General features: G+C 45.9%; 30 protein-coding genes and 1 other RNA gene. 3 read left to right on the top strand and 28 right to left on the bottom strand.

What is annotated here, in order from left to right:
- Positions 1–253: 253 nt before the first annotated feature.
- Genes ACFO4L_RS03965 through ACFO4L_RS03950 form a run of 4 tightly spaced genes read right to left on the bottom strand, consistent with a single transcriptional unit; the run spans position 254 to position 3,652 of the window.
- Positions 254–661 carry a CoA-binding protein gene (locus ACFO4L_RS03965; RefSeq protein ID WP_377908359.1) on the bottom strand — a complete coding sequence of 136 codons (408 nt, stop codon included), beginning with the start codon at positions 659–661 and terminating at the stop codon, positions 254–256.
- Positions 662–672: 11 nt separating this feature from the next.
- Positions 673–1,095: a universal stress protein gene (locus ACFO4L_RS03960; protein WP_377908357.1), complete on the bottom strand. Its 423-nt coding sequence runs from the start codon at positions 1,093–1,095 to the stop codon at positions 673–675.
- 56 nt (positions 1,096–1,151) lie between these two features.
- Complete coding sequence (locus ACFO4L_RS03955) at positions 1,152–2,711, bottom strand: ABC transporter permease/substrate-binding protein (protein WP_377908355.1); 1,560 nt, start codon at positions 2,709–2,711, stop codon at positions 1,152–1,154.
- Positions 2,708–3,652, bottom strand: coding sequence for an ABC transporter ATP-binding protein (locus ACFO4L_RS03950; RefSeq protein WP_377908353.1), 945 nt, complete (start codon positions 3,650–3,652; stop codon positions 2,708–2,710). The genes ACFO4L_RS03955 and ACFO4L_RS03950 overlap by 4 nt, the downstream gene beginning before the upstream one ends.
- 159 nt (positions 3,653–3,811) lie before the next feature.
- Here ACFO4L_RS03950 and ACFO4L_RS03945 point away from each other — a divergent pair, with 159 nt between their 5' ends.
- Positions 3,812–4,129: a hypothetical protein gene (locus tag ACFO4L_RS03945; RefSeq protein WP_377908351.1), complete on the top strand. Its 318-nt coding sequence runs from the start codon at positions 3,812–3,814 to the stop codon at positions 4,127–4,129.
- Between the two features lie 47 nt (positions 4,130–4,176).
- On the opposite strand, the gene moaA is transcribed toward ACFO4L_RS03945, so the two are convergent.
- From moaA to ACFO4L_RS03855, 18 genes are all read right to left on the bottom strand, one after another.
- Complete coding sequence (moaA, locus tag ACFO4L_RS03940) at positions 4,177–5,175, bottom strand: GTP 3',8-cyclase MoaA (RefSeq protein ID WP_377908350.1); 999 nt, start codon at positions 5,173–5,175, stop codon at positions 4,177–4,179.
- Between the two features lie 65 nt (positions 5,176–5,240).
- Entirely contained in the window at positions 5,241–6,374 is a 1,134-nt protein-coding gene (locus ACFO4L_RS03935; protein ID WP_377908349.1) for a THUMP domain-containing class I SAM-dependent RNA methyltransferase, read from the bottom strand.
- A gap of 93 nt (positions 6,375–6,467) precedes the next feature.
- Positions 6,468–6,852: RNase P RNA component class B (gene rnpB, locus ACFO4L_RS03930), an RNA gene on the bottom strand.
- 65 nt (positions 6,853–6,917) lie between these two features.
- Entirely contained in the window at positions 6,918–7,301 is a 384-nt protein-coding gene (locus ACFO4L_RS03925) for a reverse transcriptase-like protein (RefSeq protein ID WP_377908348.1), read from the bottom strand.
- Between the two features lie 2 nt (positions 7,302–7,303).
- Positions 7,304–7,612 (bottom strand): cell division regulator GpsB, encoded by a 309-nt coding sequence (gene gpsB / locus ACFO4L_RS03920; RefSeq protein WP_377908347.1) that lies wholly within the window; start codon positions 7,610–7,612, stop codon positions 7,304–7,306.
- Between the two features lie 54 nt (positions 7,613–7,666).
- Positions 7,667–8,224, bottom strand: a complete 558-nt coding sequence (locus tag ACFO4L_RS03915; protein ID WP_377908345.1) for an SLOG family protein — start codon at positions 8,222–8,224, stop codon at positions 7,667–7,669.
- Between the two features lie 220 nt (positions 8,225–8,444).
- Positions 8,445–9,179 (bottom strand): 3'-5' exonuclease, encoded by a 735-nt coding sequence (locus tag ACFO4L_RS03910; RefSeq protein ID WP_377908343.1) that lies wholly within the window; start codon positions 9,177–9,179, stop codon positions 8,445–8,447.
- Positions 9,180–9,181: 2 nt separating this feature from the next.
- Positions 9,182–11,095, bottom strand: coding sequence for a DUF294 nucleotidyltransferase-like domain-containing protein (locus ACFO4L_RS03905; protein ID WP_377908342.1), 1,914 nt, complete (start codon positions 11,093–11,095; stop codon positions 9,182–9,184).
- Between the two features lie 12 nt (positions 11,096–11,107).
- Positions 11,108–12,286, bottom strand: a complete 1,179-nt coding sequence (locus ACFO4L_RS03900) for a ribonuclease H-like domain-containing protein (RefSeq protein WP_377908340.1) — start codon at positions 12,284–12,286, stop codon at positions 11,108–11,110.
- Complete coding sequence (locus tag ACFO4L_RS03895) at positions 12,283–14,559, bottom strand: DEAD/DEAH box helicase (protein WP_377908566.1); 2,277 nt, start codon at positions 14,557–14,559, stop codon at positions 12,283–12,285. The genes ACFO4L_RS03900 and ACFO4L_RS03895 overlap by 4 nt, the downstream gene beginning before the upstream one ends.
- Before the next feature lie 139 nt (positions 14,560–14,698).
- Positions 14,699–15,247 (bottom strand): polysaccharide deacetylase family protein, encoded by a 549-nt coding sequence (locus ACFO4L_RS03890; protein ID WP_377908565.1) that lies wholly within the window; start codon positions 15,245–15,247, stop codon positions 14,699–14,701.
- Positions 15,248–15,311: 64 nt separating this feature from the next.
- Complete coding sequence (locus ACFO4L_RS03885) at positions 15,312–16,106, bottom strand: STAS domain-containing protein (protein ID WP_377908339.1); 795 nt, start codon at positions 16,104–16,106, stop codon at positions 15,312–15,314.
- Positions 16,075–16,758 (bottom strand): cobalamin B12-binding domain-containing protein, encoded by a 684-nt coding sequence (locus ACFO4L_RS03880; RefSeq protein ID WP_377908338.1) that lies wholly within the window; start codon positions 16,756–16,758, stop codon positions 16,075–16,077. The genes ACFO4L_RS03885 and ACFO4L_RS03880 overlap by 32 nt, the downstream gene beginning before the upstream one ends.
- A 110-nt stretch (positions 16,759–16,868) precedes the next feature.
- Positions 16,869–17,777 (bottom strand): alpha/beta hydrolase, encoded by a 909-nt coding sequence (locus tag ACFO4L_RS03875; protein ID WP_377908337.1) that lies wholly within the window; start codon positions 17,775–17,777, stop codon positions 16,869–16,871.
- 2 nt (positions 17,778–17,779) lie between these two features.
- Positions 17,780–18,316, bottom strand: coding sequence for a type 1 glutamine amidotransferase domain-containing protein (locus ACFO4L_RS03870; protein ID WP_377908336.1), 537 nt, complete (start codon positions 18,314–18,316; stop codon positions 17,780–17,782).
- Positions 18,317–18,405: 89 nt separating this feature from the next.
- Positions 18,406–18,990 carry an HD domain-containing protein gene (locus ACFO4L_RS03865; protein ID WP_377908335.1) on the bottom strand — a complete coding sequence of 195 codons (585 nt, stop codon included), beginning with the start codon at positions 18,988–18,990 and terminating at the stop codon, positions 18,406–18,408.
- A 199-nt stretch (positions 18,991–19,189) separates the two neighbouring features.
- Positions 19,190–19,330: a protein YhfH gene (gene yhfH, locus ACFO4L_RS03860; protein WP_377908564.1), complete on the bottom strand. Its 141-nt coding sequence runs from the start codon at positions 19,328–19,330 to the stop codon at positions 19,190–19,192.
- 282 nt (positions 19,331–19,612) lie between these two features.
- A complete protein-coding gene (locus ACFO4L_RS03855) occupies positions 19,613–20,491 on the bottom strand; it encodes a chemotaxis protein (protein WP_377908334.1) in 879 nt (292 codons plus the stop codon).
- 180 nt (positions 20,492–20,671) lie between these two features.
- Here ACFO4L_RS03855 and ACFO4L_RS03850 point away from each other — a divergent pair, with 180 nt between their 5' ends.
- The gene (locus ACFO4L_RS03850) at positions 20,672–20,857 is read left to right on the top strand and encodes a hypothetical protein (RefSeq protein ID WP_377908333.1); all 186 of its coding nucleotides are present in this window, start codon (positions 20,672–20,674) and stop codon (positions 20,855–20,857) included.
- Between the two features lie 54 nt (positions 20,858–20,911).
- On the opposite strand, the gene ACFO4L_RS03845 is transcribed toward ACFO4L_RS03850, so the two are convergent.
- From ACFO4L_RS03845 to ACFO4L_RS03835, 3 genes are read right to left on the bottom strand one after another with little or no spacing between them, the layout of a single operon-like run.
- Complete coding sequence (locus tag ACFO4L_RS03845; protein WP_377908332.1) at positions 20,912–21,682, bottom strand: peptidylprolyl isomerase; 771 nt, start codon at positions 21,680–21,682, stop codon at positions 20,912–20,914.
- A gap of 60 nt (positions 21,683–21,742) precedes the next feature.
- Positions 21,743–22,597 carry an amidohydrolase family protein gene (locus tag ACFO4L_RS03840; protein ID WP_377908331.1) on the bottom strand — a complete coding sequence of 285 codons (855 nt, stop codon included), beginning with the start codon at positions 22,595–22,597 and terminating at the stop codon, positions 21,743–21,745.
- Positions 22,594–23,106, bottom strand: coding sequence for a YwpF-like family protein (locus tag ACFO4L_RS03835; protein WP_377908330.1), 513 nt, complete (start codon positions 23,104–23,106; stop codon positions 22,594–22,596). Before ACFO4L_RS03835 ends, ACFO4L_RS03840 begins: the two co-directional genes overlap by 4 nt.
- Positions 23,107–23,205: 99 nt before the next feature.
- On the opposite strand from ACFO4L_RS03835, the gene ACFO4L_RS03830 reads away from it, so the two are divergent.
- Entirely contained in the window at positions 23,206–23,979 is a 774-nt protein-coding gene (locus ACFO4L_RS03830) for a hypothetical protein (protein ID WP_377908329.1), read from the top strand.
- Here the strand turns inward: ACFO4L_RS03830 and ACFO4L_RS03825 are convergent.
- The 3 genes from ACFO4L_RS03825 to ACFO4L_RS03815 all read right to left on the bottom strand — a co-directional run bounded on the left by ACFO4L_RS03825 (position 23,930) and on the right by ACFO4L_RS03815 (position 26,643).
- Positions 23,930–24,754, bottom strand: a complete 825-nt coding sequence (locus tag ACFO4L_RS03825) for a hypothetical protein (protein WP_377908328.1) — start codon at positions 24,752–24,754, stop codon at positions 23,930–23,932. The genes ACFO4L_RS03830 and ACFO4L_RS03825 overlap by 50 nt on opposite strands.
- Positions 24,751–25,419 (bottom strand): TVP38/TMEM64 family protein, encoded by a 669-nt coding sequence (locus ACFO4L_RS03820; RefSeq protein ID WP_377908327.1) that lies wholly within the window; start codon positions 25,417–25,419, stop codon positions 24,751–24,753. The genes ACFO4L_RS03825 and ACFO4L_RS03820 overlap by 4 nt, the downstream gene beginning before the upstream one ends.
- A gap of 75 nt (positions 25,420–25,494) precedes the next feature.
- Entirely contained in the window at positions 25,495–26,643 is a 1,149-nt protein-coding gene (locus ACFO4L_RS03815) for an MFS transporter (RefSeq protein ID WP_377908326.1), read from the bottom strand.
- Positions 26,644–26,849 lie beyond the last annotated feature (206 nt).

Here is a 26,849-nt window from a genome sequence, read left to right as displayed (position 1 = left end):
ACACTTTCCATTCCGTATCACGGCTTTCTCTGTATCTATTATTAGCGCAAAGGCATAACACTTGTCAAACGTATGTACGCATTTTCAAGAAAAATTCTGCGGATCTATCAGCCACTTTTACGTGGCTGAAACGGGAAAAAACCTGAAACAGGACATTTTACCCGCTCCAGGCTTATTATTGGGATTGTCTATCTATCGATTAAGAGGTGCAGATATGACGGTTAAACGGTATTGCGAACACACATTCTCAATATTACTTTTTGACCAATAGAGCATGGTCAACTTTTATACAGGAATCCATGACAACTTGTTTTCCGTTTTCTTCAAGCTTTTCAGCTGTTTTACGATCAAAAACACCCAACTGGGCCCAGAATACAGGGATAGATGTCTGCAAAAATTCGTCTGCCAGCTCCGGTAAATATTCACTGCGGCGAAAGACGTTTACTAAATCGACATCCGCAGGGAGCTCTTTGATCGAGGTCAATGCACGTTCTCCCAGCGCATTCTCTATCGTCGGATTAACAGGAATGATTTTATAGCCTGCTTTTTGCATCGCTTCAGATACTTGATAAGATGTTCTGTGCGGTTTATCTGAAAGTCCAACTACGGCAATAACCTTTGCCTTTTCTAACAGCTCCCGCTTTTGTTCCTGATTCAGCATGTATAATCCTCCTATTTAACAATCATAACAGGGCATTCTGCCCGTTTTGCCACCTTATGCGAAACGCTTCCGAGCACCATCTGCTGAAACTGATTTAAGCCTCTGCTTCCAATAATAACAAGATCCGCTTTATGTTCGTTCGCTTCTCGAACGATCGCGGGACCCGGCTCACCAAAGATGTGCTTGACATCGTAAGGCACTTCTTTGCCCTGCAAGTAATGTTCCATTGATTCGATTCTTTTTTTTCGGTGTGAAGGTATATCTCTGGGACGCATTTCTTCATCCATCACATCTGTTCGAGTCGGGAGATCGTCTACGACGTGAATGAGTGTAATATGAGCTCCCTCTATACGCGAGGCAATGTAGGCTGCCTTTTCACAGGCTCTCATTGCGTGTTTGGAACCGTCTCCTGCAAGCAGAATGTGCTTAAACATATTGAGTTCCCCCTTCATATGCCGGACACCGGCAAATTCGTTACTCTCTTTAATACTTATTCACCATCAGCCGGCAGTAACCCTGCCTCGATCAAATAATTTTCTGCGACTACGCGAGCATCCGCATCGTTTTCGTCAACCTCGTAATTCATCTCCATCATTTCTTCTTCCGTAATCATTCCTCCAAGCTGGTTTAATATCGGTTCCAGCTCCGGGTAGTCGAGAAGCACATCCTCTCGTAACAGCGGCGCTCCGTTAAAAGGAGGGAAAACATTCTCATCGTCTTCTAAAGCTACTAGATTGTACCGAATCATGTAGCTGTCAGTTGAATACGCATCAATAACATCGACATCTCCGGCTACAAGAGCCTCAGATCGAAGACCTGGATCCATCGTCTGAACGTCGGCTATATCCAGACCATAAGCCTCCTGGATACCGGGATAGCCGTCTGTTGCCCGATCAAAAAATTCAAACGTAAATGCTGCTGTCAGCTCATCCTCAAATTCGGTCAGATCCGAAATCGTTTCGACTCCCGTTTCCGCCTGAAGTTCCTCTGTTACAGCTAACGCATACGTGTTCTGATAGGCCATTGGCTCCAGGAAGACGAGCCCGTATTCATTGAACATGCCGTCTCTCGCTTGAACAAAAGCTTCCTCCTCATCGTTGGAAACCGGTTCTTCGTTCAGCAGATTTGTAATGGCAGTACCTGTAAATTCAAAGTATCCATCAATATCCTCATTTAAAAGTGCCTGAAACACGATGTCCGTCTGTCCTAATCCTTCTTCAAGCACCACTTCATAGTCGGTTTCTTCCTCGATTAGCAGCTTGTACATGTTTATAATGATTTCCGGTTCTGCTCCTAATTTTCCAGCTAGCGTGATTTGCTCTGCTTGCGTTCCGCGCCCATCAAATGCCTGATAGACGTTTGGAACGGCTACGACGAGAATAGCTGCTGCTACCACAGCGAATATCGGGCGGATGGATGACCCGCTTGCACGCTTCTCCGTTACTCTTAGTACGGCATCAAATAAAAGAGCAAGCAGAGCAGCAGGAATGGCGCCCATCAAAATATAATAATTATTGCTTCTGTTCAACCCTGTCATAATTAAATCCCCGAGCCCGCCGGCCCCGACTAATGCTGCGAGTGTTGCCGTTCCGACGATCAACACCATGCCCGTACGGATCCCTGCCATAATGGTAGGCATGGCAAGTGGCAGCTGCACCTTCATCAATTGCTGCTGATAGGTCATTCCCATTCCCCTCGCAGCTTCCGCAAGCGCCGGGTCTACCCCTTTTACGCCCGTATACGTGTTCCGCAAAATCGGCATCAGGGCATAAGCAGAAAGAGCAATAATCGCCGGCGTTGTCCCAATTCCGACAAACGGAATAAGAAACCCGAGCAGTGCAAGACTGGGTATGGTCTGAATAACCGCCGTCGTGCCAATAACAGGCTCTGCCCCTTTTTTGTACATGGCGAGAAAAATCCCGAGCGGTACCGCGATAAAGACGGCAATAAGCAAAGAGATAAGTGACATTTCAATGTGCTGCCATAGGGCGGTAGTCAGCAGGTCGGAGCGGTCTTGAAGCAGCTGAAAAAACGCTTCGATAGCTGTCATATTCCGTCATCCCCTCTCCCGTGGTCTGTAAACTGCTGCACAAAGCTTGTCAGCTGTTCCAGGGTCACATGCTGATCCAATTGATCGAGCGTTAGAGAAGATGCCTGCTTCGAACGCATCAGCTGAAATGCTTCCCGAACTGTTTTCTGGTTTGAGATGGATGGACCTGCTCCCCCTGGTTTAGCGGTGATCGCTTCAAGCGCCATATCCCAAGGAGACGTCTTTTTGCCGATGAAGGATGAGACAAACTCATCAGCGGGATTGGCGATCAGTTCCCCGGGCGAAGCAATCTGAACGATTTTACCTTCTCTCATCACCGCAATCCGGTCACCGAGCTGCAGGGCTTCCTCCATATCATGAGTAACAAACACAATCGTTTTTTGAATTTCCTGCTGAAGCTTGGCAATATCCTGCTGAAGCTGGCTGCGCGAGATAGGATCAAGCGCACTGAACGGTTCGTCCATGAGGAGAATATCCGGATCGCCAGCCAGTGCGCGTACGACTCCGATCCGCTGCTGTTGACCGCCTGACAGCTCAGCAGGCATTCGGTCACGATACGTCTCAGGATCAAGTCCAACCATATGCAGCAGGTCATCGATCCGGCTGGATATCGTGTCTTTTGACCAGCTTTTCAGCTCAGGGACGATCGCAATGTTTTCGGCAATTGTCATATGGGGAAAAAGTGCAATCTGCTGAAGCACGTATCCGATTTCCCAGCGAAGCTTATGAATATTTTTTGAGCGAATATCACTGCCGTTAATGGATATCGTTCCGTCTGTGGCATCAATCAGCCGGTTGATCATTTTCATCGTGGTTGTTTTTCCGCATCCGCTTGGACCGATTAAAACGAAAAATTCCCCTTTTTCCACAGTAAAGCTGCTCCCGGAAACTGCTTGTGTCCCATCCGGAAACGACTTTGAAACTTGATTAAATTCGATCATTCGTTCAGCCCCTGTTCTGCTTTATTTGTGCCTGGAGGTCCTGCGGCTATGTATAACTGGCACAGGATGTCATTCTATTCCTTTTTTTGACCTGAACTAAACAGCTTACAGCTTGATTCCTGGCTGAACGGGTGAGACAATACAGGCAGGTGATAAGCTATGAGTACTTTTACAGTTTCTAAAGAAGCAGCCCAATTCTACAAAAAAGAGATGCAGCTTGCAGATGGTGAAACCGTCAGACTGTTTGCAAGAGTCGGCGGCGTTGGTTCAGGAGGTTTCTCTGCGGGAGTTGAAAAAGGCAGACCAAGCCTTCCCGGCATCCAAGTCGACCAGAGTGGCATTCATTTTTTTGTGACCGATGAGGATATGTGGTATTTCAGAGGCGTTGACGTATCGTTTGATCACGATATAGGAGAGATAGTTTTTCGCCGCAGTGGACGCGGCGGCATGGATTATCCTGGGCATGAAGCAACCTAACAAAAAAACCTTCCTCTTGGAAGGTTTTTTTCGTCGCTCCAGGCAGCTTATCCGCCGACTCGGTGCATTTCTACTTTTTTACGAGATGCTGTGTGCTCCAGCCGGTCTTCAGAATACTGGTCTTGCCTTCCGGTCCAAATTTTCGCAACAGCATCTTCTATTGATTCGCTTCCGTTTCTCAGAAGTTCTTTCAAATCATGCCCTTTTGAGGCAAATAGACAGGTAATGAACTGTCCATCAGCGGTAAGTCTTGCTCTGTTGCAGGAGGCACAAAAGGCATCTGATACCGACGAAATAACACCTATCTCACCGCTTCCGTCTCTAAATCGGAAGCGGGAGGCTGTTTCGCCTGTGCTGTTAGCCGGTGCCTCTTCAAGCGGATAAACATTGTGAATTTTATCCACGATTTCTGCTTTCGACAGCACGTGATCCAGCTTCCAGCCGTTTGCATTTCCAACGTCCATATATTCGATAAAGCGGACAATTATTCCAGTGCCTTTAAATCGTTCAACCATTGGAAGAATGTCTTCTTCGTTCATTCCTTTTTTTACTACCATGTTTAGTTTAACTGGCAGACCCGCTTCCCGGGCGGCATTGATTCCATTAAGCACGTGTGCAACTTTAAGGGTACGGCCTGTAATCGCCTGAAAACGACTGTCATCAAGCGAGTCCAGGCTGACAGACACCCGGGATAGACCGGCCTCTTTTAATGCATGTGCTTTTTTGGGGAGCAAAATACCGTTCGTCGTCATCGCGATATCATCTATTGATGTTTCCGTCCGCAGCCGCTCAATTAATTGAGTCAAATTTTTTCGTAAAAGCGGCTCCCCGCCAGTGATGCGAAGTTTTTTTAAATCAGCAGTCGTCCGGCATGCATGTACAATTTTCACAATTTCATCGAACGTCAGGAGTTGGTCTTGGCCGAGAAATGGAAAATGATCATCAAATATTTCTTTAGGCATACAATACCGGCACCTGAGATTGCATTGATCGGTAACAGAAATTCTCAAATCCCGGAGTGGTCTGTTCCGCTTATCTGTCAGCATCGGCCTCAGCCTCCTTCTGCGCCAATTATAAAGGGCAGCCCGTAAGGTTGTAAACGGATTCCTCCTTATTTAGGCAGTCTCTCTCCCCAATATTGGTAATATTGTGTTTTCAAGCTGCCGTTGTAAAGCTTGCGGCGTTTCGTCGCTTTTTTTCCATAAAGCTCTTCAAATTTTTCATGTGTTGCGAGAATATACGCACTCCAGTGAGGGTATTTGCTCATAATAGCACCCAATTCACGGTACAGGTTCTCAACGTATGGCAGATCCTGCATTCGTTCGCCGTACGGAGGGTTGCCAATCAGCACACCTTTCTCACTCTTCGGTGAAAAGTCGCGGAAGCTCATCTGTTTGATATAAATTTGGTCAAAGAAGCCGGCTTCTGTCGCATTGTATCGAGCCAGTTCGACCATTTTATGATCGATATCAGAACCGATAATCTCAAATTTCGCGTCGTAGTCAGCCAAATCTTCTGCTTCTTCGAGCGCCCGCTCATATAGCGCGCCGTCATACCATTCCCATTCAGAGAATGCAAAGCTTCGGTTCACTCCCGGGGCAATATTTTGAGCGATCATGGCTGCCTCAATTGGAAGAGTCCCGGAGCCGGTAAAGGGATCATGGAACGGAATGTCCGGATACCAGTTTGCAAGTTGAATTAAGGCCGCAGCAAGCGTCTCTTTAAGCGGTGCCTGGTTATGACGGGTCCGGTAGCCCCGGCGGTTCAACCCTTCTCCGCTCGTATCAAGCGTTAGCTGAGCCGTATTTTTATGGAGCGCAACCTCCACGCGGGTCATTGGGCCAGTTTCCTCAAACCACTCAATTGGATACACCTGCTTCAGCTTTTCGACAATGGCTTTTTTCGCGATTGCCTGACAGTCTGAAATGCTGAATAAATCCGATTTGACACTACGTCCAAGTACTGGAAATTCAGAATCCTTGCTGATAAAATTCTGCCACGGCAGTGCTTTAGTCTTTTCAAAAAGTTCTTCAAAGGATCGTGCTTCAAATTCGCCTACTAAGAGCTTGATTCTGTCAGCAGTTCTCAGCCAAAGATTTGCTCTGGCAATCCCAAGGGCGTCTGTTTCAAAGCGCACCCTCCCGTTTTCAATCGATAAATCTGTAAAACCAAGCTTCTTTAATTCTTTAGCAGCGAGGGATTCCAATCCCATCGTTGTCGTTGCAAGCAGTGTGTAAGTAGTCATGCTTTTCCTCTCCCGATCTGTAGTTATCATTTGAAAAAAGCCTCCACGCTGTATGCACGTGGAGGCTGACATTCCGTAAAGACACCATCTGTGTTCTGTAAGCCATGTTCTGTACACCGTACTGCAAACGGGAGTCACCCTCGTACCGGTGTGGTAATCATCTGTCTGCACTGCCAGAAGCAGCGCCTTCTGATCCGTTTGATTCCTTCACAGAAGTGCCCCTACCAAATTTTGGGTTTCTCACTCGCGGGGTTTACCTCGTTCCACCTCTTTCGTTTCCAAAAGAGCTTCGTCACTGTGGCACTTTCAAGAAGTTTCTGCCGTATCTGAAACAGACGTAGGCATTCCTTCTGCCGTCAGCCTTAAACAGGCTGCCCTGGCTTATGGTTTCGCCAGGCGCGGACACTACAGCCGTCTCAGGCTGTGCGAGCATGGACTTTCCTCTGTTCCTGTTAAGAAACAGCGATCACCTGAACACAGATGGACGTTGAAAACAACGAAACTAATCATATCACAAATTAATGCCCCTGTATAGATACTGCATCACGCTCTAAGCGCTTTTCGGGCCAGTGCATCTGCCTCCCCGTTTTTACTTGAAGGAATCCATTTAACGAAAACATGGTCAAATTGTTTGGAGCTGGCATCAATTGCTTTTAAAAGCGAGTTAAATGATGGATTCTTTGCATAGTTTTTTTCGAGCGAATCGACCAGGATTTTAGAGTCCGAGCGAATCGAAAGAATGGATACATCAAGCTCCGTGCAACGTTTGATTGCTTCCAGACACGCATGAAACTCCGCTTCATGATTGCTCATCACCGGCAACGGCACAGCATAACGGTAGTGCTCTTTTCCGGCTTTAATATAAATTCCGGCTCCTGATGGTCCAGGATTCCCGGCTGTTGCTGCATCGATATAAACTTCCGCCATCATTATTCGTTCAGCTTGCTCCCAAAAACGTGTTTTTCAAGATTGGAAAGCCGGCGTAAAATATCGTAGTTTGTATTTCCAGCAGCAGGCTGCGGCTTGGACTGAACACGGGATTCAGTTCGAGCCGGCTGGGCATATTTCGCTTCCTCCAGGTCTTTCTCCAGCTGTTGAATATGTGTCTCAAACGCTTCATAGTCCTTGATGATTTCATCGAGAAACTGATCCACTTCGTCCTGATTATAGCCTCTCATGCTGGTTTTAAATTCTTTTTCATAAATATCGTTTTTAGTCAGCTTGTTTTTTCGCTCCATATAGGTCACCTCATTACCGTAATACTCTCATTTTTTCAGACATCCTGCTTTCTGTCAATTCCAGTCATCCAGCTCGTCCCGAACAGCATCTTCAATGTCGTCAGGGGTGATATAAATAACCGGATATCCATCCTGCTCCTGTCTTGCCTCTGCTGCTTCAAGATAGAACGAAGGCGTGCCGGGCTTTTCTTTGTCGTATAAAAGCAGCATTAAGTCTGTCTTCGCTACAATAAACTGGTTCTTTTGTTTTAATTGTGCCGGAGACTCATAAGGTCGCTCTGTAATCCAGGCCTGATAATCACTTTCTTGCCAGACAGTCTGATACAGCTCTTTTACCGCTTCCTGATAGCGCTCCTCCTGCTGCTGAAACGGAGCTAGCACAGCAAGCTGAATATGAAATCCGTCTCTCTTCATGTCGATGACGGCTTCGCCTGCCCAGAGTTCAACTCCTGCCTGACCGCTTATCACGACCCATTCCACGCCGTATTCATCTACTGCAGCTTCTATCTTTCTGCGCAGCGCCTTTTTTAAGAATGGCAGCTGCTCGTGACGTTCATTGAAAACGCCGATTTCGTGAGGCTTATAGCCGCTGATTGCCATAGATACTGCCATCTTTACCTCCATTTCCAGCTGGTACAGCGAGTAAATGAAAAGCTGCTCCGAAGAATCAGAATTCTACGAAACAGCTCATGCATTACTGAAAAAATACGACTGTGCCACAAATCACCGCAAAAAACATCGCTACTAATACTTTCGGCATACTCTTCTCTCCCTGCTGCTTGTTAACCACTATATATGTTAGCCAATAATAAGCAGAAAAGCAATACTGTACTTACCTGCGCCGCCTCTTTTTCTTTATCATGGATTCATGCACGAGTGTCCCAATGGAATTACACCCTTTCACTTCTGCCTGATCAAGCAGCTTTTCAAGAACCTCTGCGGTAATCACCGCATCATTAAGTGCATGGTGACGCCTGATTACAGGCATATGAAAGTGCTGAATGAGGCCGTCGAGACTGGCATCTGCATCAGGATAAAGCAGCCGGGCTGCATGAAAAGAGTCAAGTACATAAGGCCTTAAAACCGGGAGCCTCCAACGTCTGCAAAGCACCTGCAAAAACCGGACATCAAAGCTTGCTGGATGTGCAGATAAAAAACTTCCCTGCGAGAATCGAAGGAACTTAATAAGCATTTCCGGGAATACCATTCCGTTTGTCTTTATCTGCTCGTTATCGATACCCGTTAGCCCCGTGATCGACTTTGGAATTGTTCGGGCAGTCTGCACAAGTTCATAAAACTGATGATTTGGCTGGCGGATCGGCACAGCTCCAATGGAAATGATGTCATCTCCAAGAAATGGATAAAACCCTGTAGTTTCCACGTCAAACACGACAATATCAGCGCTGGAAGGGGTGGTCGTGAAATCCGGCAGCACCTGATTAAAGCGGATCACGCTGTTTTTTGCTTCCTGCATTGTCTCAGGATTTGCACGCGCCCAATCGTTCCGGTGTTTTAAAAACGGCTTGACGGAAGCTGCGGTCGAGCGCAGGGCGTGAAACCATGTCATGGCTAAATCCCCCTGCTGCGCTGAAAACTTAATTCACTCATCTGCTGCATCCGTTTCGCTACAATGAGCGCTTCCTTCAACTGGCGCCGATCTTCTTTTTCCAGCTCCATCGGAGACAATTCATTAGACAGTGGTCTGTCATGCTTGAGTTGGAAAATATTTCTGCGAAGACGGTGGTACAACAGCACATCCATTGCCAAGCGAGCATTCTTTACGTCGCGCGGATGAAAGACTTCCAGTTTTTCCAGCTGATCGAGTCTTGCGGAAGTTCCCGCCTCTTTAATCCCGTACCGGATTGCAAAGATTCGCACACCATTCACGATCTGCATCAGCGCCGATTTTTTTAAATCGATTGTCTTTTGTTTGCCTTTAAGCGTCAGCCTTCCGAACGTATTTACAGGAACTCGAAAGCGGATCGTATCCTTCATTAAGTAAGCGTGAAGCAGGCCTGCCTTTTGTATTCGCTCGGTAATTTCATCACGCAGCGATTCTGCAAGCGTAAAATCTCCGTACACCGGTCGGTAATCGATAAAAATGGTAAAATCACGAACTTCTTCCGCATCGCTCTCCTTTGCCCAGCGGTAAACTTCGCGCTTCCACTCATCTATTTCCCTGCACCAACGCCGTTCTCTGGCCATGATGCCGCCAGGGCATTCAGGAAATCCAGCTTCAACGAGCGCCTGATTTACTTTGCCGGCAAACCGATGAAAGTAATCCTCTACTTCCCGCCAATTATCTAAATGTTTGTAATTATCCAGGATAAGACCGTTATCCTGATCACTGCTGAATGCTTGTTCTTTTCGTCCCTGGCTTCCCATAACGATAAAACAGAATTCAACCGGCGGGCTTCCGTACCCTTCTTTTTTCATTTGCTGCAGACAGAGCTGAATCATTCTCCGATGTATTTGGTCGTTGTAGCTGGAAATAAATTCAGCCACTTCTGTCGGATGCGTCCGCTCCTCAAGCAGCGCTTCTGTAAATTCGATAAACGAGCGGTGATGGTTGGGTGAGACAGAGGCCGCATCACGGATGGTTTTCGCATGCTGAAGCGTATAGGATAAATGCAGATAGTGTGAATCCTGCAGCTGCAAAAATGATTCTGCCGTAAGCATACCTGCCGGCGTCTCTCCCCGCATTACCGGAACGATATCGACATAATCATCCTTAAAGAAAGTTAATACTTCATAAGAAAAAGCATCCTCTTGAATGGTAACCGGCTGGTCGTCCATCCAGCGTGAAACTTCTTCCTCGCGTGCCCCGTGGAGCAGCCCACGAATCACCCTCTGCTGCGTTAACACGCCTTCAATTTCGCCGCTGCGGTTTGTCACAATCAGCCCTGCCGCATGATGCGAGGCAAGCAGTGTGGCGGCTTCATCAAGCGCCAGCTCCCGTCTGCATGTCAGCGGCCGCTCCATGATGGCATTCACCCTTGTGCGGAAAAGTCCAATATTTTCCCGGTCTCCTGCGCTTCGTTCTTTCTTTATTTCATCGTAAAGTGATTTCATCCTGTCCCCAATGTTAGACAATATGACTTCACTAAATGTTTCGTTTTCTCCCATCAATTCCAGCAAAACTTCACGCCTGATTTTAATCGTGTCACACGTTTCCAATGCCTTTACGGAGAAATTCATGCTTCCGCCTGCGAGCAGAATCATGACCCCAATTAAGTCACCTGGATAATAAAACCGAACCGAGATATCTTTCCCGTCTTCCCGGTGCAGTATATTTTTCGCGAGTCCGCTTAACAAAAAATGAATTTCAATTTCTTCCTCGTCTTCGCGAAAAAGAAATTCATTTACCTCAAAGGAGCTTCTGACCGTTCTGTCTGCTATCCGCTGAAACTGCTCGTCTGACAGCAAATCGAATGGAAATGATCGTCTCATCATCATCGTTTGTTCATTTAAAGATTGATTCATACGCGCTCCCTTCTAATACGATGCACCGCTGCGTTCGATCCTTTGACGCCGCTTCAACAGTTTGGCAGTAATAACAGGCTCCGGGTTCAGCTGCAGGCCTTTTTGCACCGCTTCGTATGCAGCTTTCGTATTTTTCAATCGTCTTTCTTCGATCTTCGCCAGCTCTTCATAGTGCACGGCTGAAGGACTTGGAAAGCTTCGAATAAGTGCTGAAGCCTCCTCATACTGCTTCATTCGCTGCAAATGCTTCACCTTTGGAAGCAGTTCTTCAGCAGGCAGATGAATAGCCGGAACTTTGTGCCAGAATGGAGCTGCTTGCTCCGGATGCTTCAAATGATCCCACCAGCGAGCGCTTACAGAAAGTTCTTTCGCATCGGCAGCTCTTTTTGGAAAGAGCACTTTTTCTGCGAGAAGCACATACAGCTCCGCCAGAACCCGCACATCATGATCGTGGTGGTCGACAACTCCTGCGAGCTGCGTGGGATCTCCCTTTTCCAAATAATCAAAATAAAGCAGTGGAGCGAGACTTCCCGGCGTATCGTTTGTTCGCTTTTGCTGTAAAATATGTTCTTCGATGATTGATAATCTGCAGGATGGCAGGCGATCTTTCCAAAATCTTCTTGCAGCGTGCAGCAGATCAATATGACCGGCTTCAGGGAGTAATGGTAGCCTGTCTCGCAAAAAAGCATGCCTTGATTTTACTTGCGGCCAGTCAAATGACTTTCCATTATAAGAGACAATGGTATCTGAAGCAGAAAAATCGTCTAAAAAACCTGCTAAAAAGGCCTGTTCATGCTCAGGCCCAGTCAATAAATGCTGCGTGACTTCCAGCGTGTGATCGACAAGACGGGCATATCCGATTAAGAAAATTTTTGTGCCCGCGCCAGAGGCCAGTCCAGTGGTTTCAGTATCGAAAAACAGCAGGCTTTCCGGCTGATCGTGAAAACGAAGCGGATGAGCATGGTGATGCAGCTCCTGCCATCTGCGGTGCACTGTCTTCATGCGAGTAACGAGAGATTCTGATACCGGATACTCCCGCTTTCGCCGATACGACACCTCCCCGTCCAGATAGAACGGATAAAATCCGATGGATGAGAAATCCGTTTCCTGATCCGGTCTCACCGGCCGATGTTGGTCGGCTCTGTCTTCTATTCCGCTCTTCATACGCTTCAGCTTATGTTTTAGCTTCATTCCAGTCCCTCCATCAGCTTCCACATTACGTCTGCCAGGCGCTTTTTGACATTCCAGTCTTCCATTCCCTGTGTTCCCGTACAAGCAGGGCAACCATGACTGCACGGACAGTGATCCACATAATCAGCCGTTTTCGACAAAACGTGCTCTGCCTGCTGGAAAATCTTCTGAGCAAGACCGATGCCGCCAGGATAGCTATCATACAGATAAACGACCGGTCTTCCTGAATGAACAGCTTTTACTTCCGGAACGGCATGTATATCGCGTTTATCACACATAACATGAACGGCTGCAACGTGAGATAGGGCATGACAAAATCCTATCAGCAGCTGCTCGATTTCTTCGTCGTTTAAATCATCGAAAAATTCCGGTTCAAACTCCAGCATAAATCCGTTTGTATGAAGCTCCAGCTCCGGCAGATGGATCGGACCCGACCCAATATTCTCATACGTATCAAGCTTTATTTTTTTGAAAATTGTTGCCATCGCAGTTACCATAACATCTCCATACTGCATGGAACATATTCCGGTATCCCGGTTCTCATCTATGTCGAGGACGGTAAGCTTTACGGCTAAGTTGGCGTCAGTGAAATAATCGACTTCTACTTCCCGGACGTATGCTTTTTTCTCATCCCAATCGAGAAGTTCTACCTGATGCTGTACCCCCTCATGGAGGTATACCGCTTCATCGTGCAAAAGCGTCATGGCACTAAACGTATCCATCTCGCCAATTACTTGCGGTGTGCCTTTTTTCGTACGGTCAATGATCACAACGTTTTCCTGAGCAGCGGAACGGAGGCTGATCTCATGAGCCGGAAATGCATCACTCATCCAATGCCACGTAACATGACGATGATGGAGGACGCGCATTTCCGTCAAATAGTCCAGTAATTCAGCGGTATCTTCAGGCGTAACATCATCAAACCCTTCCCCTTCTTTAAACGGCAGCTCATAGGCAGCACATTTTATATGATCAGAAAGAATGATGAGGTTATTCTTATTGATTCGCGCCGTCTCGGGCGTATGATCAAAAAAGTAGTCCGGATTTTGGAACACATATTGATCGAGCGGGGATGCGCCAGCCACCATGATCACAACCGACTCTCCCTGTCGCCGGCCCGCCCGGCCTGCCTGCTGCCAGGAAGAAGCAATCGATCCCGGATAGCCAGTCATAATACACACTTGCAGCTGCCCGATATCCACACCTAGTTCGAGCGCATTTGTTGAAACAACCCCAATCGTTTCGCCGCTCCTTAGACCTTTTTCAATTTCCCTTCGCTGACTTGGAAGATAGCCGCCGCGATATCCTCTGATCGACTGTTTTAACAGATCGTCCTTAATTAAATGCTGGAGGCGGCTCAAAATAATTTCAACACGAACTCTGCTTCTTGCGAAGACGATTGTCTGCACCTGATTCTTCAAAAATTCTGACGCCAGATCATTAACGACTTTCGTAGCACTCTTCCGTATATGAAACTGTTCATGTATGATCGGCGGATTATAAAAAATAATATGCTTTCTCCCGCGCGGGGCGCCGTTGTCATCTACGAGACGGAAAGGCGAACCTGTTAATTCTTGCGCAAGCTCTACAGGATTAGCTATTGTTGCAGATGTACAGATGAATGTCGGATTGCTCCCGTAATAAGCACAAATTCGTTTCAATCTTCTTATCACGTTCGCGACGTGTGAACCGAATACTCCCCGGTACGTATGCAGTTCATCAATGACGATTGTTTCAAGATTCTCAAATAGTGAGATCCACTTTGTATGATGAGGCAGCACCGCAGCGTGAAGCATATCCGGATTTGTGATGACGACATGCCCTGCTTTTCGCACCTTTTGCCGAAGTCCGGTCGGTGTATCACCGTCATACGTATAGCAGTTTAATCCATTTTCCAATTCATCTGCGAGTTCGTTTAATTCAGTCATCTGATCTTGAGCAAGCGCTTTTGTCGGGAATATATATAGCGCTCTCGCCGACGGATTCACATGGAAACGCTGTAGGACCGGTAAATTATAGCAGAGTGTTTTTCCCGAAGCAGTCGGCGTAACGGCTACGACATTTTCTTTGTTGGCAGCAGTATCATATGCCGTTCGCTGGTGACTGTAAAGAGACGTAACTCCGCGACGGTGCAGCCCATCTATCAGGTGCTGTGGCAGCTGATCTGGAAACGAGCTGTACTTCGCTTCTGTTTCTTCCATCGTATGCCAATACTCTACTTGAGGATCCAGCTTCAGCTCAGCGAGCAGATCCTGGAGATTTTTACGAAACATCATCTTAACGGTTCCTTTCCTCCGTAATAAAAGAACGGACGTCAACACTCGATTTTCTTCAGTGTAACCGAATATACGTTTGGACTGCAACAGCAGCCTTTCGAACAAAACAGACCCGATCCATGAAGGAACGGGTCTGTCAGAAAAAAGGAAGCTGGTCTGATCTGTTGAGCAGCTGCTGGCCGTTCGCGCGCAGCGCTTCAATTATACCCGGCAGCGCTTGAACGGTTACTTTCTTTTCGTGAAGCAGGATGATGGAATTTGGTTTTGCTGCTGATGCTCTTTCTATGATCAACTCAGCGTTCATCTGCGGATCCCAATCATAAGAGGACGTGTTCCAAAGGATCGTTTCCAACTTTAATTCCTCAGCAGCGTCACGAACAGTTCGGTTCAATTTTCCATATGGCGGCCTAAAATAAGTGACAGATTGTCCTGTCAGGTTCTCAAGCTCCCGCTTTCCAGTACGTAATTGGTAGCGCACGCGGTCAGGGTGCTGTTTGGTCAGATCAATATGATGATGGGCGTGTGTTCCAATTACGTGGCCGGATTGGAGTACCTTATCAAATGGACGCTTATGATGCAGAAGATGCCCCTGCCAGAAAAAAAGTGCCTTCACATGATAATGATTCAAAATGGAAACGATCTCTTCTGTCTGCCTGCCTGGACCATCGTCGAACGTAAGCAAGATACAGCCGGTATTCCCTGGAAGGGTGCTCCACCCTTTTTCCGCTTTGAAGTTGACCTCAACTCCATCAGAGACGATTCATGGACTTTGATTCTGCTTCATCCTGAGAGAGCTCCTTTCCATCTTCAACTTGAAGCCATTGACGCACCGCTTCTTTAGCTGAACGCTCGACTTCGAAATTCAGCTCCCTCCTGTAAGGAAGGATTGTTCTTGCATGAGCAGGATGCAGTCCAATGACTACTGTCGAAATACCGAGCTGTTCCAAAATCAACAAAAAGTCACGAAGTTTTCCTACTGAAGAGCGATCAATGATGCCTACCCCTGTAAAATCAATTAACAGACGCTCCGGCTGCGCGAGATAAGTGCGGCTTAATACATTTGCCTGTATAGCCTCCAGCTTTTCTGATGATAAGTCACCAAAGAGCGGCACTATACCAAGATTTTCAGTAAGCTCAATAAAAGGACCGGACAATTTGTTAGACCGTTTAACTGCTTTCGACAGGCTCTCACTCTTTTCGAAAAGTTCAAAATTTGTTTCTGTCAGTCTGCTCTGAAGCTTTTCAAGTTTGTCAGCGACCTGCAGATAGTTGTTCGAAGCAGGCACCAGAAGCACGCTCCAGCCTTCCTCTATTTTTGAAATAAAAAGTTCAAATAAACGAATGCCTGTATCTGTCACTAAGTTCAGCTCCGACCGTTCAATCGATGCTTCAAATAAATAGCGGCACTTTTTAAGGCTGCCTTCATCAGCCAATGCATCAAAATAAGCCGGTTTTTTCGAAAAAAAGCGGGACGGATCCTGCATCTCAAGTACGGCTAACTGCTTATTCAACTTAAATAACGGAAGTGGTATTAGATTGTTCATTCGCTTCATCCCGTCCAGTTCTCTCAGTAGTCTTAAACCACGCCGTAAGCTCATGTAAATCTTTTAAAAACGTCGTTTTTGCTGCAATTGCTGAAAAGTCGAATTTCGAAACGAGTCTCCCGCCTACAAGAATATCTGCCCCGTTGGACTGCTTATGAAAACCTTCTAGGTACCTGCTGAGCTCCTCAGCCCGGTAACTCAAGGAAAACGAAAGACCAATCACCGACGGGTTCCATCTCGACGCTTCTTCTAAAGCCAGCTCCACGGGCAGGTCGGACTGCAGAAATTTAACATTCCATCCGCGTTCCCGGAACAGAATAGACACCATTTTTAATCCAAGGTAGTGCTTCTCGTTCTCCATTGAGAAAAACAAGGCCTTTGGATCCGCGTCTATCTGCTTCGACTGACTGACAAGCTCATATTCCAGCTGGGTTAATACAAAATCACACACCCCAGTGGCAAGGTGTTCCTCCGCCACCGTGATATCCCCTTGCTCCCATTTGTAGCCGATTGTATACATGCTAGGTGTAATAAGATCTTGAAACAAGGCGAGGCGGCCGTTTTCTCTTCGAACATCACGGACGATCGAAAATGCAGCCCCATGATCACCGTCCAGCAGAGCCTCTGTAAATGCTTGTGTTTTATTATTCATGAGGGGGTCTCCCTCCTTGTTGGATAATAGTCATGCAGCCGCATGATGCAACTGATGTTTTATAAGTCTATCATACAACAGCACCCGATTCTACTGGACGTGTACGAAGGTTATTTTAAAAAGTCATGTATTAGTTTCCGGATGTGAGTATCAAGGGAGGCAGACTCATTTAGCAGCTGGTGACGGCCGTTTTGGAGCAGGACAATATCCGGTTTTTGTATTTTCTGCTTAAAAAAACGCATATTTGTTCTCCAATCAACTGTGGTATCTCTCATACCCTGTAAAATCAGGACGTCATCCTGATAAACCGGCATGTTATCCATGTCACCATGCCAGGCAGCAAGAGCCTGCAGCCAGCTGTTATAAATCCACCTGCCTTGAAGCGGATCTCGTTTAATAAATTGATTGTAAACCCGATCACCTGAATTTTTTTTAAATCGCCTTTTCTGACGGCCGTTCCATTCAGGCAGGACCTTCAGTGCCCGCCTGGCCGCTTTGTAATTAAACGGGAAATACAGCGGTGCAGCCAGTACGAGGCGGCCCAGCTGATTTTTTTGCGATTGAGCTGCCTGCATCAGGATAGAAGCACCGGTACTGTGTCCAATGCCTGCTGCTGGATATATGCCTATATCTCCAGAACAAACAGTTGCAAGCTGAACCGCTTCAATATAATCATCAAACGTCTTTATTGTTCCGCGATGGCCTGCTGACTGACCGTGTCCAGGCAGATCTATCGCAATTACACAGTAGCCAGTCGCTACAAGCCAGTTAATAACTCTTGACAACCCGCCAGTGTGATCCAAAAATCCGTGTACGACGAAAATTGCAGGGTTGGAGTGCACTCCAAACACCTGCATGAAAACCGGATGCTTTCCCGGGGTATACCCGCATCGGTAATACATATCATCAGCCGGCAGCTGATAATAGTCTAAATAAGCTAAAAGCGCCGGATGATGACGATGCGGACATTCCTCTTTCAAACTAAGATTTTTCTGTGCAATACTGCTGCCGTCGTACACGCTCAGGTAGACCCCTTCAGTTCTTTCAGCTTGTCGACGAGTGCTTTTCCGTATGCCGGTAAATCCGGGGGGCGCCTGCTGGAAACCAAGTGACCGTCAACTACAATTTCTTCATTTACCCATTCAGCACCTGCGTTCATCATGTCATGCTTAATTCCCGGTGTACTCGTTACTTTTTTACCACGAAGAATATCTGCTGAAATGAGTACCCAGCCTGCATGGCAAATTTGACCGATGAGACGGTTATGGTTATTCATAAACGTAACCATATCCAGTACATCCTCATAACGTCGTAATTTATCAGGCGCCCATCCTCCTGGAACCAGTATTCCATCATACTCTTCGATTTGAATCTGCTCAAAAGAAAAGTCAGACTGAACCGGAACCCCGTTTTTTCCGATATACGTCTTTTCTGCTTCTTTACCTGCGATGTGGCAGATTACACCTTCCTCCTGCAACCTGTAATGCGGATAAATTAATTCGGAATCTTCAAAGTCATCTTCTATCACGGTTAGAATTTTAGTCTCTTTTAATACCACTTGTTTTTCCTCCCTTTATAAATACGTTTTCTCATTTTCCTTACCCTGGTTTGCAGCGGAACTAACGTCCGCATCTTTATTAAGGAAAGTTAAAGTTGCATATCCTGATAAAGTTCGTCTAAAAACCGAACAAGGAAATCATGCCGACGCTCAGCCTCTTTTATGGCGGTTCTTGTATGAAGCGTGTCTTTTATTTTCAGTAATTTGTCGTAAAAGTGCTGAACCGCACTTTGTCCATCTCCAGTTAACCGGTGGCCTCGATCTCCGGCAAACATGAAGCACCTGGCTATCCCAATCGCACCGATGCTGTCCAGGCGGTCCGCATCCTGTACAATTCGTCCTTCAATTGTTTGAGGTTTACCGCCTTTCGAGAATGAAATTCGTGCACATTCCGACTGGACCTCGTTTAATAAATCGGTGATAGTAGGGAATTGCGCCGTTAACTTGGAGAAAGCTTCCATGCCGGAATCAACGTCTAATTTGTGATCACCAACATCGTGCAGGATCGCAATCAATTCTGTCTTCTGAGGTAAGCCGTCTTCTTCCAAGCATATTTTCATTGCTGCATGATGCACACGTTTCGTATGTTCAATATCATGTCCGCTTGCATCGTGCTTAAAATACGTATCAGCTGTATGCCAGGCTGCGTCAATTAGACTGTTCGTGTAAGGCATTAGTCAACTCCTGCATCGTTTTATGTAAATAAATTGCTGTCAGCATTTCCACTTAATAATTTTCCAGTTACAACGTGAATGTATCCGTTCATTCGATAAAACATTGGTATTTTGTAAATTGTACCAGAGTTAGTTCTGCTGTAAACAAAAAAAGCTCCCGGCATGCCGGAAGCTTTTCACGGGTATAAATGATAAAGCCTTATCGTGCTCGAGCAAACGTCATCTCCTGGTCACACTCATCGCACTGCTGAACGTAAGACTCGTGCATCTCATCCAGCTGGTTTCCACACTTTGTACATTGCTTCGGGGGCAGGTTTCTGAAAAACTCAACGCTGGACATCATCATAAGGTAATCCCTCCAATAATTTATGTTATTTGTATTGTATTATAACAGAATTTAAAAATCAACCCCTTTTATATAACATTTTTTAAAAATAAGTGTATGTTTTTACGATTCCAACCCTGACGGCTTATTTAAGCCGTTCTCCCTTATTGAACTGTTACAAAACAGTTGTTTTCTGAACGTCAATCTGTGTCAGCTCCATTAAAAAAAAGCAGAAGCCTATTTATAAGGCTTCTGCGGACATCAAAAATGGTATTGGTTTTATATGAGCGAAGAGGATCACACCTTCTCTATAACCAGCAGATCATTTACAGCTCCGATCAACTGATTTATTTCCGGTTTACTGATCTGTGCATCTGCTCCGACTGCTTCACCTTTATGAAACAAATCTGTTGAAATCAGGGAAGAAAAAATAATAACCGGCAGTTCCCCATGCTCCTTCACCTTTTTTGTCAAATAGTGTCCATCCATTTCCGGCATTTCTATATCTGTGATCAGCAGCTGGAATCGGCTGCTGTCTTCCTCCAGGAGGTCCCATGCTTTTTTGCCTGAAGAAGCGATTGTAAGGCGGCTGAATCCTGCGCTTGATAACGTATCTTTCAAAAGCCGCTGCAGCATCGGAGAATCCTCCGCTATTAAAATCGAAGCGTCTGCGCTCGCCTCTGCTGCTAAATTGTCTGGTGCTCCGATAAAGCCTGTTGAAGGGAGAATGTCATGAACGATACGCTCATAATCGAGCATAAGAATCAGTTTTTCGTTCAGTTGAATAATTCCCGCAGTCATTTGTTTATCACCGGATTCAAGTTTATCCGGACTTTCAATCTGTTCCCACGATACCCGGTGAATGCGGGATACAGTCGTTACTCGGAATGCGGCCTTTCGATTATTTAACTCTGCAATAATAAATTTACTTTCTGATTTATCATGTTGGTGGTTTCCAAGCACCTGTTCAAGATTGATGACGGGGATAATTTCTCCTCGTATATCCGCAATACCTTCACAATCCGGATGGCTGTGCGGAAGCGGCGTAACTTGTTCCGGCTGAAGTATCTCCCTGACTTTCATAACATTTATACCATACAGAGCTCCTGCCGCCTTAAATACAATTATTTCCAGCTCATTCGTTCCGCTTTCTAAAAGTATATTAGATTGTGTCATAACATCCTCCTTCGATATACTGAACATCTAGTTGTCTCAGAGTTTATATCGGAAGAATCATCTCACATTTTAAACTTTATACGCAGTACTTCAGCTGCAGTTTGGAAAATGACGTTTGATTTGGAACCCATTTCATTTTATAATAGTACAGACTCGAGAAAAAATTGGAGGTAGGCATTCATGCTCAGTAAACTTTTTCCATTTAGCCTTACATTATTCATTCTCATGCTTCTTCCTGCTGTAACCGTATTCGCAGAAGAAAACGGGGAGGGCGGAACAGGATTTACGGAAATTATTTTTACGATCGTCGGTGTAGGAGCTATTGTTCTGTTTATATTTTATATGCTCAGAGACAACGCAAAATAAAACTGTACATACGGATAAACCCGGACTGCCGCTTAGACAGTCCGGGTTTTAAGATTAGCCTTCAAAAGGTTCAAGTATTTCCACATTTTCGATAATGACATCTTCTTGCGGCATATCTGCCCCTTCTGTCTCTACAGATGCGATCTCATCTACTGTATCCATCCCGGATACTACATGACCAAACACGGTGTGACCTCCATCTAAATGGGGTGTGCCGCCTGCTTCAAGATAGTATTGAACTCGTTCTTCAGAAAAACCGCTGCCTTCAAACATTTCCTCTGAAAGTTGATCTTGGTCAGCATGAACAATGAAGAACTGGCTGCCATTCGTGTTAGGTCCGCTGTTAGCCATGGATACTGCCCCTTGAAAATGGGCAAGCGATTCATCAAATTCGTCTTCAAATGGCTCTCCAAAGGCACTTTCCCCACCTGTACCAGTACCGGTAGGATCTCCTCCCTGAATCATAAAGTCTTCAATTACCCGATGAAAAATGATCCCGTCATAATAATCATCCTCGGCAAGGGTGAAAAAGTTCTCAACTGCCAAAGGCGCCTGCTCCGGGAAAAAGACTATTTCTATATCTCCCAATGATGTTTCCAGAACAGCACGAGGATGGTCTGCCAGATCACCATCCATTTGTGGCATTTCAATGGATGCTTCTTCAAGGTTTTCCTCTTCCTCTTCTTCCGCTTCCTCAGCTTCTGAAGCGGTCTCCTCATTGCTGTTCGATTCATTGATCTCATTATTCTCTGTATTATTGTTATCCGCGCCTCCGCACGCAGTTAAAAAAATACTTAAACTTAATAATCCCACTGTACGTTTCATCCAGCATCTCTCCCTTCAACGTCTTATTTTACTGGGAGGGTGCAGGAAAGACAAGCGGTTTTATACAGACTTCATTTTCGTAAAGACTTTTTTTGCATTAGCATAAAACACTTTTTCATGATGTTCCTTCGGGATCATAGATTTAATAAATGAAATGTATGGTTTCATAGGTACAAGAGGCCAGTCTGAGCCAAACAGCAGCTTGTCGTAGCTGTCAGCAAATGCAAGTGCATGCTTAAAGTGGTCGAAAAAATGCGGGGTTTGTACAATTCTCGTGAGCTCTTTTTCATCCCCAACGATAAGACCGGATAAATCTGCATAAACGTTTCGATTTTTATAAACTACTTGTGCCCCATCCAGCATCCACGGGTCTCCAAAGTGAGCTAAAATAAATGTAACGTTTGGATGCCTGACGGCGACTTCATCTATAGCAATCGGATGTGCATATTTCAACAGTCCTTTTTCAGAATACGTATCTCCTGTGTGAAAAACGACAGGTACCCGGTACTTTTCAGCAAGTTCATAAATCATGCGATACCTGCTATCCATCGGATCCACGTAATAATACCCTAAATAAAGTTTAATGCCGACTGTTTGAGGATTCAGGAGTTCTTTTTCGAGTCGCTTTATTTCAGACGGTGTCATGCGGTGCGGGTTCACTCCGGCACAGGAATAGACGTTCGGCAAAGGACGGCTCAGCATATTTAATCGCATCGGGGTTGCGGCATCTGGATCGGGAAACCCATCGCCGCCTTCCAGCTCTTCCAGCCCCATACCGATGGCTGCAGAGATACCAGCCTCCTGCATTTCTGATTCCAGCCCTTCGATCGAATAGTGAACGTGTGAGATCGTCTTCGCTGTTTTCAGAAAACGATCAATGTACGAAAGATGAATGTGGGCATCGATGATTTTCACAACCGGTCTTCTCCGGTTTTTTCATCCTCCAGCCTCGCCTGCTCGTAAGCATTGGTGAGCACACCTTGTATGGAGCGCCCGCGATCCTTCTTACGTTTTCTAAATTCATTGTACAGCTCTTCACCAGCGTATCCTTCGTCCAGAAGTGTGCGAAGCAGCATATCAGAAAGATCTTCTTTCTTTGCAACAATTTTACCTTCTATATGAACTACAATGCTGTCATTCAGTTTAAACACATCACGGATCATACAGTACACAGTGGCAGGATCATTTGTTTTTTTGGTAATGGTTACTTCCGCCATAAATCGTGTCTTATCTAAACGATAGCCTTCGAAAAACGATTGCAGACTCACATCTGTTACGGCCTCAAGCAGCCAGTTTTTGTCAGCCTCTTCTTTATTTATAATCAATCCATCGACTAGCGGGATGTGCCGGCCCTTAACGGTTTCGCCTTCCTCCGGAGGATTTTCAAATAAAATAGTCATGGAACAAAGCCGGAATGTTTTCATACAAAACACCGTCCTTATGAAGAAAATAGTTTTTGCTTGCCGGTCTTGTAACGAAGCCAGCAGCTTTTTACAGTCTGCCAGGTTAAAGGAGTGATATTCATGTTAAGGAAAGCGGATATTTACTTTGATAACAACATACAACAAGCGAAGCCGGGCGATCATTATATTGTGCGCATCAACCAGGACCCGCAGTCATTAAGGCTGACCCCTGCATCATTAACGCACGTATGCTCGCATTACAATGTCGTCGTGCTTCACTTAAACATATCGACTAACGATGCGTTTCAACAAGGCACCAGCGTCAGTCGAACAGCTTTCCTGTATGAGCTGTTTCTTCATGCAGCTGAACCGTACGGCACTGATGTTCAAGTAGCTTCTGCAAGCTTACCGAAAGAAAAAGCTGCAAAAAAGCACGTTACTTCCGTGCAGACGTGGTTTGAGAAAACAAAAACTCCTGCATCGTATTTATCGAGAAGCTACTTTACGTTTTTACCGAAGCTTTTTCACTCGTTTATTCTAACGAAGCAGCACGAAAACACAGTTCTCATAAAAATGTTTGGGAAAACAATGCTTCACTTGGAGCATGATCCAACCCCGTTCTCCCCAGAAGTTGATGCATGGATCGTAAAAGGCGGACTGCTTTCTCACAGAGACAACCGCTCCAAAGCCCGTCTTTGGTTTATGAGATCGGATTTGAAGCCTGGTTTAACATATGCAGCAATCACTCACTTCCAACCAGCCATGCCGTGGATGCTTTACAAACTCATCCAGGCTCCGCTTCATCAATTCGTTATGAAGCAGTTCGCTGAAAAAAGATACAGACTCAGCCGTCGTTTCCGACGGGATCCGCGTCACTCATCAACTCCGAACTAAGAGCATTTTCTAAAACCGGCCGGAATTCATCCAGTTGAAAACTTCCGGCCGCAATTGCTCCTGAGCCGGCCGCATAAACAGGAACAATACTCCTCTCTAATTTAAATTCACCAGGGTCCTGAAACAAAAATGGGAGGCCGGCTCGCGATAACTGCTGCCGGGATTGCACTGCCATCTTATCGCGGTGATGTGTCCAAGGAAACTGTGATAGTTGATAGAAGCTGTACACAGCACCGGCTGCCGGGATAATTGCTGCGACAGGCTCAACAAACAGTAGCACGCCGCTTCCCGCTGCAAGAATTCCTACGGATGCTATAAAGGTGCCTAGAATCATCGTATGATCGACTGCATAACCTTCTCTAACAAGGTCCTCTTTGATTAGTTCCTCGTACCGTTCCAGTTGAAGACTAAATTCACCACGACGCGATTCATCTGCCAATTGAAAGCGGATGTCATCCGGCGACAAGCGGCCATCTGTCGCGTAAGAAAAAAGCCACTTCAACAAAAACGTTTCGTGTGCCATTCCCTGTTTCGGACGAGAAGATTGTAGAAGGACAGCGCCCGTTCCAAGCTGAACCGGTACAATCCACTGCCGCTTTTGCAAATAGCTGAGCATGTCCATTAATGCACGTGCTGAATGGGTTTTTTTATAAGCCTGCACGTACATAGCCGGGGTAATACGCGGACCCGGACGAAGCTGTTGTTTGGCTCGGTAGAGCACGATAACAGGACTGATGGCTACCATAAGACTTACTGCTGCGTAAATCAGGATCATACGAATTGCTCCTTTCTCCGGTCTATAAAAAACAAGACAACAAAACCAGCTGCAAACAGCACATAACCAATAAGGTAAAATACAAACATGTCAGTGTTTCCAATCCAGACAGGAGCTGACAGCAGCGACAGCATCCAGACCATTGATACATTCCCCACAAGCGTTGAGAAAAAATAAGTTCTCTTCGATATTCGGGAAACCGCAGCCGCTGCAGAAATAAGGTTACTTGGCATAAAAGGGAGGCTTCTCAGCAAAACAATGCCGTAAAAGGAATACGATTGTATCAGTCTCTCTGCGCGGGCAAACCTGCTCCTATTATTTCGCCAGAAACGCTCATAATACCTCCCGCCAAATTCATGCACAACTGAGAAGCAGAGCATGGAACCGGCAGCTGTGCCGGTCAGGCTGTAAAAAAAGGCTTCGGGAACAGGAAAAAGAAGAAAATGCACAGCAATAATCACGATAACTGGGAAGAGGGTAAACAATTGCTGAACAATAATGAGCGGAATGGTTAACAACAAAAAATAATACCGATTCGCTTCCGCCATCATGATAATTTCATCCAGCTCTTCATTTCGCAATAGAGATATCGTATCCCATTGAACGTACATTAGCAGAAAAAGTGCTGTAATGACTGCAGCATATATCCATTTGCCTATACTCATCTGCCCCCCTCCTTTTAACAAATATTGAATACATATCCGACGTCTTATACCCAGTATAATCGAACCGAAACGGTTTCACGACTCTTGAGGCTCAGCTTGATGCTTTCTGTAAAGCAGCGATCCAATAAAACCGGCAGCGGCCATGATCGCCATAAGCACGTATAAGAACCGTACGTCAGCTGCTTCAATAACAGTTCCCCCAACCGAAGAACCAATTACGCCGGATACTCCAAAAAATACAGAAATTAAAAGTAAATGTGCTGTCGACATCAATTCTTTCGGCGCCAGCTTTCCTACATACTGAATAGCTGTTAAATAAAGCATGGCAAATGCGATACCATGTGTCGGCTGAATAAGCAGTATCATATAAGGGTCCTGTGCAGCGGCCAACAGCGCCCATCGAACGGTATAAACCGCAGCGGCGATAGAGATCAGTGTAAGGGGCTGATATCGCCTCATCCAATACACACTTCCTGCAAACATTGCTGCTTCCGCTGAGACACCAATAAACCAGGCCCAGCCGATAAGTGCCTCGTTTCCGCCCAGCTCTACCATATAAAGTCCGATAAAGGTGTCATTCATCCTGTGAGTTAAACTGATGGAGAGGATAAATGCTAAAAATAGCAGGAGTTCCCTGCGTCCGAGCAGTTTAAAGGCATCTTTCAGTGATGCTTTTTTAGAAGCTGGCACGCTGTCCGGTGAGCGGAATGCCAACAGAAACGCTCCAGTAATAAACAGCAAAAACACATAATAGATCGATTGAATACCCGTATAGCTGAGGACATACCCACCGCCAAGTGAAGCAGTAGCAAATCCAATAGAGCCCCACATTCGGATGCTCCCAAACGATATTCCGGTTTCTATTGCTTTTTTTTGAGCGAGGCTGTCCCCCAGACCTCCGGCTGGAGATAAAAACGAGAAAAACAAGTAAACGGCTGGAATCAGCAGCAAAAACTGCTCAAGCTGAAACATGACTGCTCCTACAAAAGCGGCTCCTGCCAAACAAATCAGGAGAATCAGACGAACTGTTTTCCATTTATCACTCATAAAACCCCAGAAGGGCTGTGCAGCAATAGCAGCTGCAGGTCCTACGGCCATTAACGTACCTATTTCAGACGGGGATAAGCCCATCGATTGAAAATAGACTGGCAGATAGCTGATAATGATCGTCATTGACGCGTGAAAAAACAAAAGTGTGCCCTTTAAATTATGAATCGCATTCATTGCTGTTCCTTTCAGCTGTTTCCGACTAGGGAACAGCGTTAACATTGAAAAAGCCCGTATGTTTAGTCATCATAACGGGCTTCAGTCTTGTCCATTCGGTGTCGTCATCTCATCATAAATCTGCTTTTTTTGCAGAAAAAGAGCGATTTGATTATATACTTTGAAGTAAATGTTTCATCCTCAGCTTGATTCTTTCATCCACATCT

It is taken from the genome of Bacillus daqingensis, from assembly GCF_042654445.1.
Classification (GTDB): Bacteria; Bacillota; Bacilli; order Bacillales; family Salisediminibacteriaceae; genus Alkalicoccus; species Alkalicoccus luteus.
The sequence above is the reverse complement of the archived record's forward strand: the minus strand, read 5'-3'. Positions and strand labels throughout refer to the sequence as shown.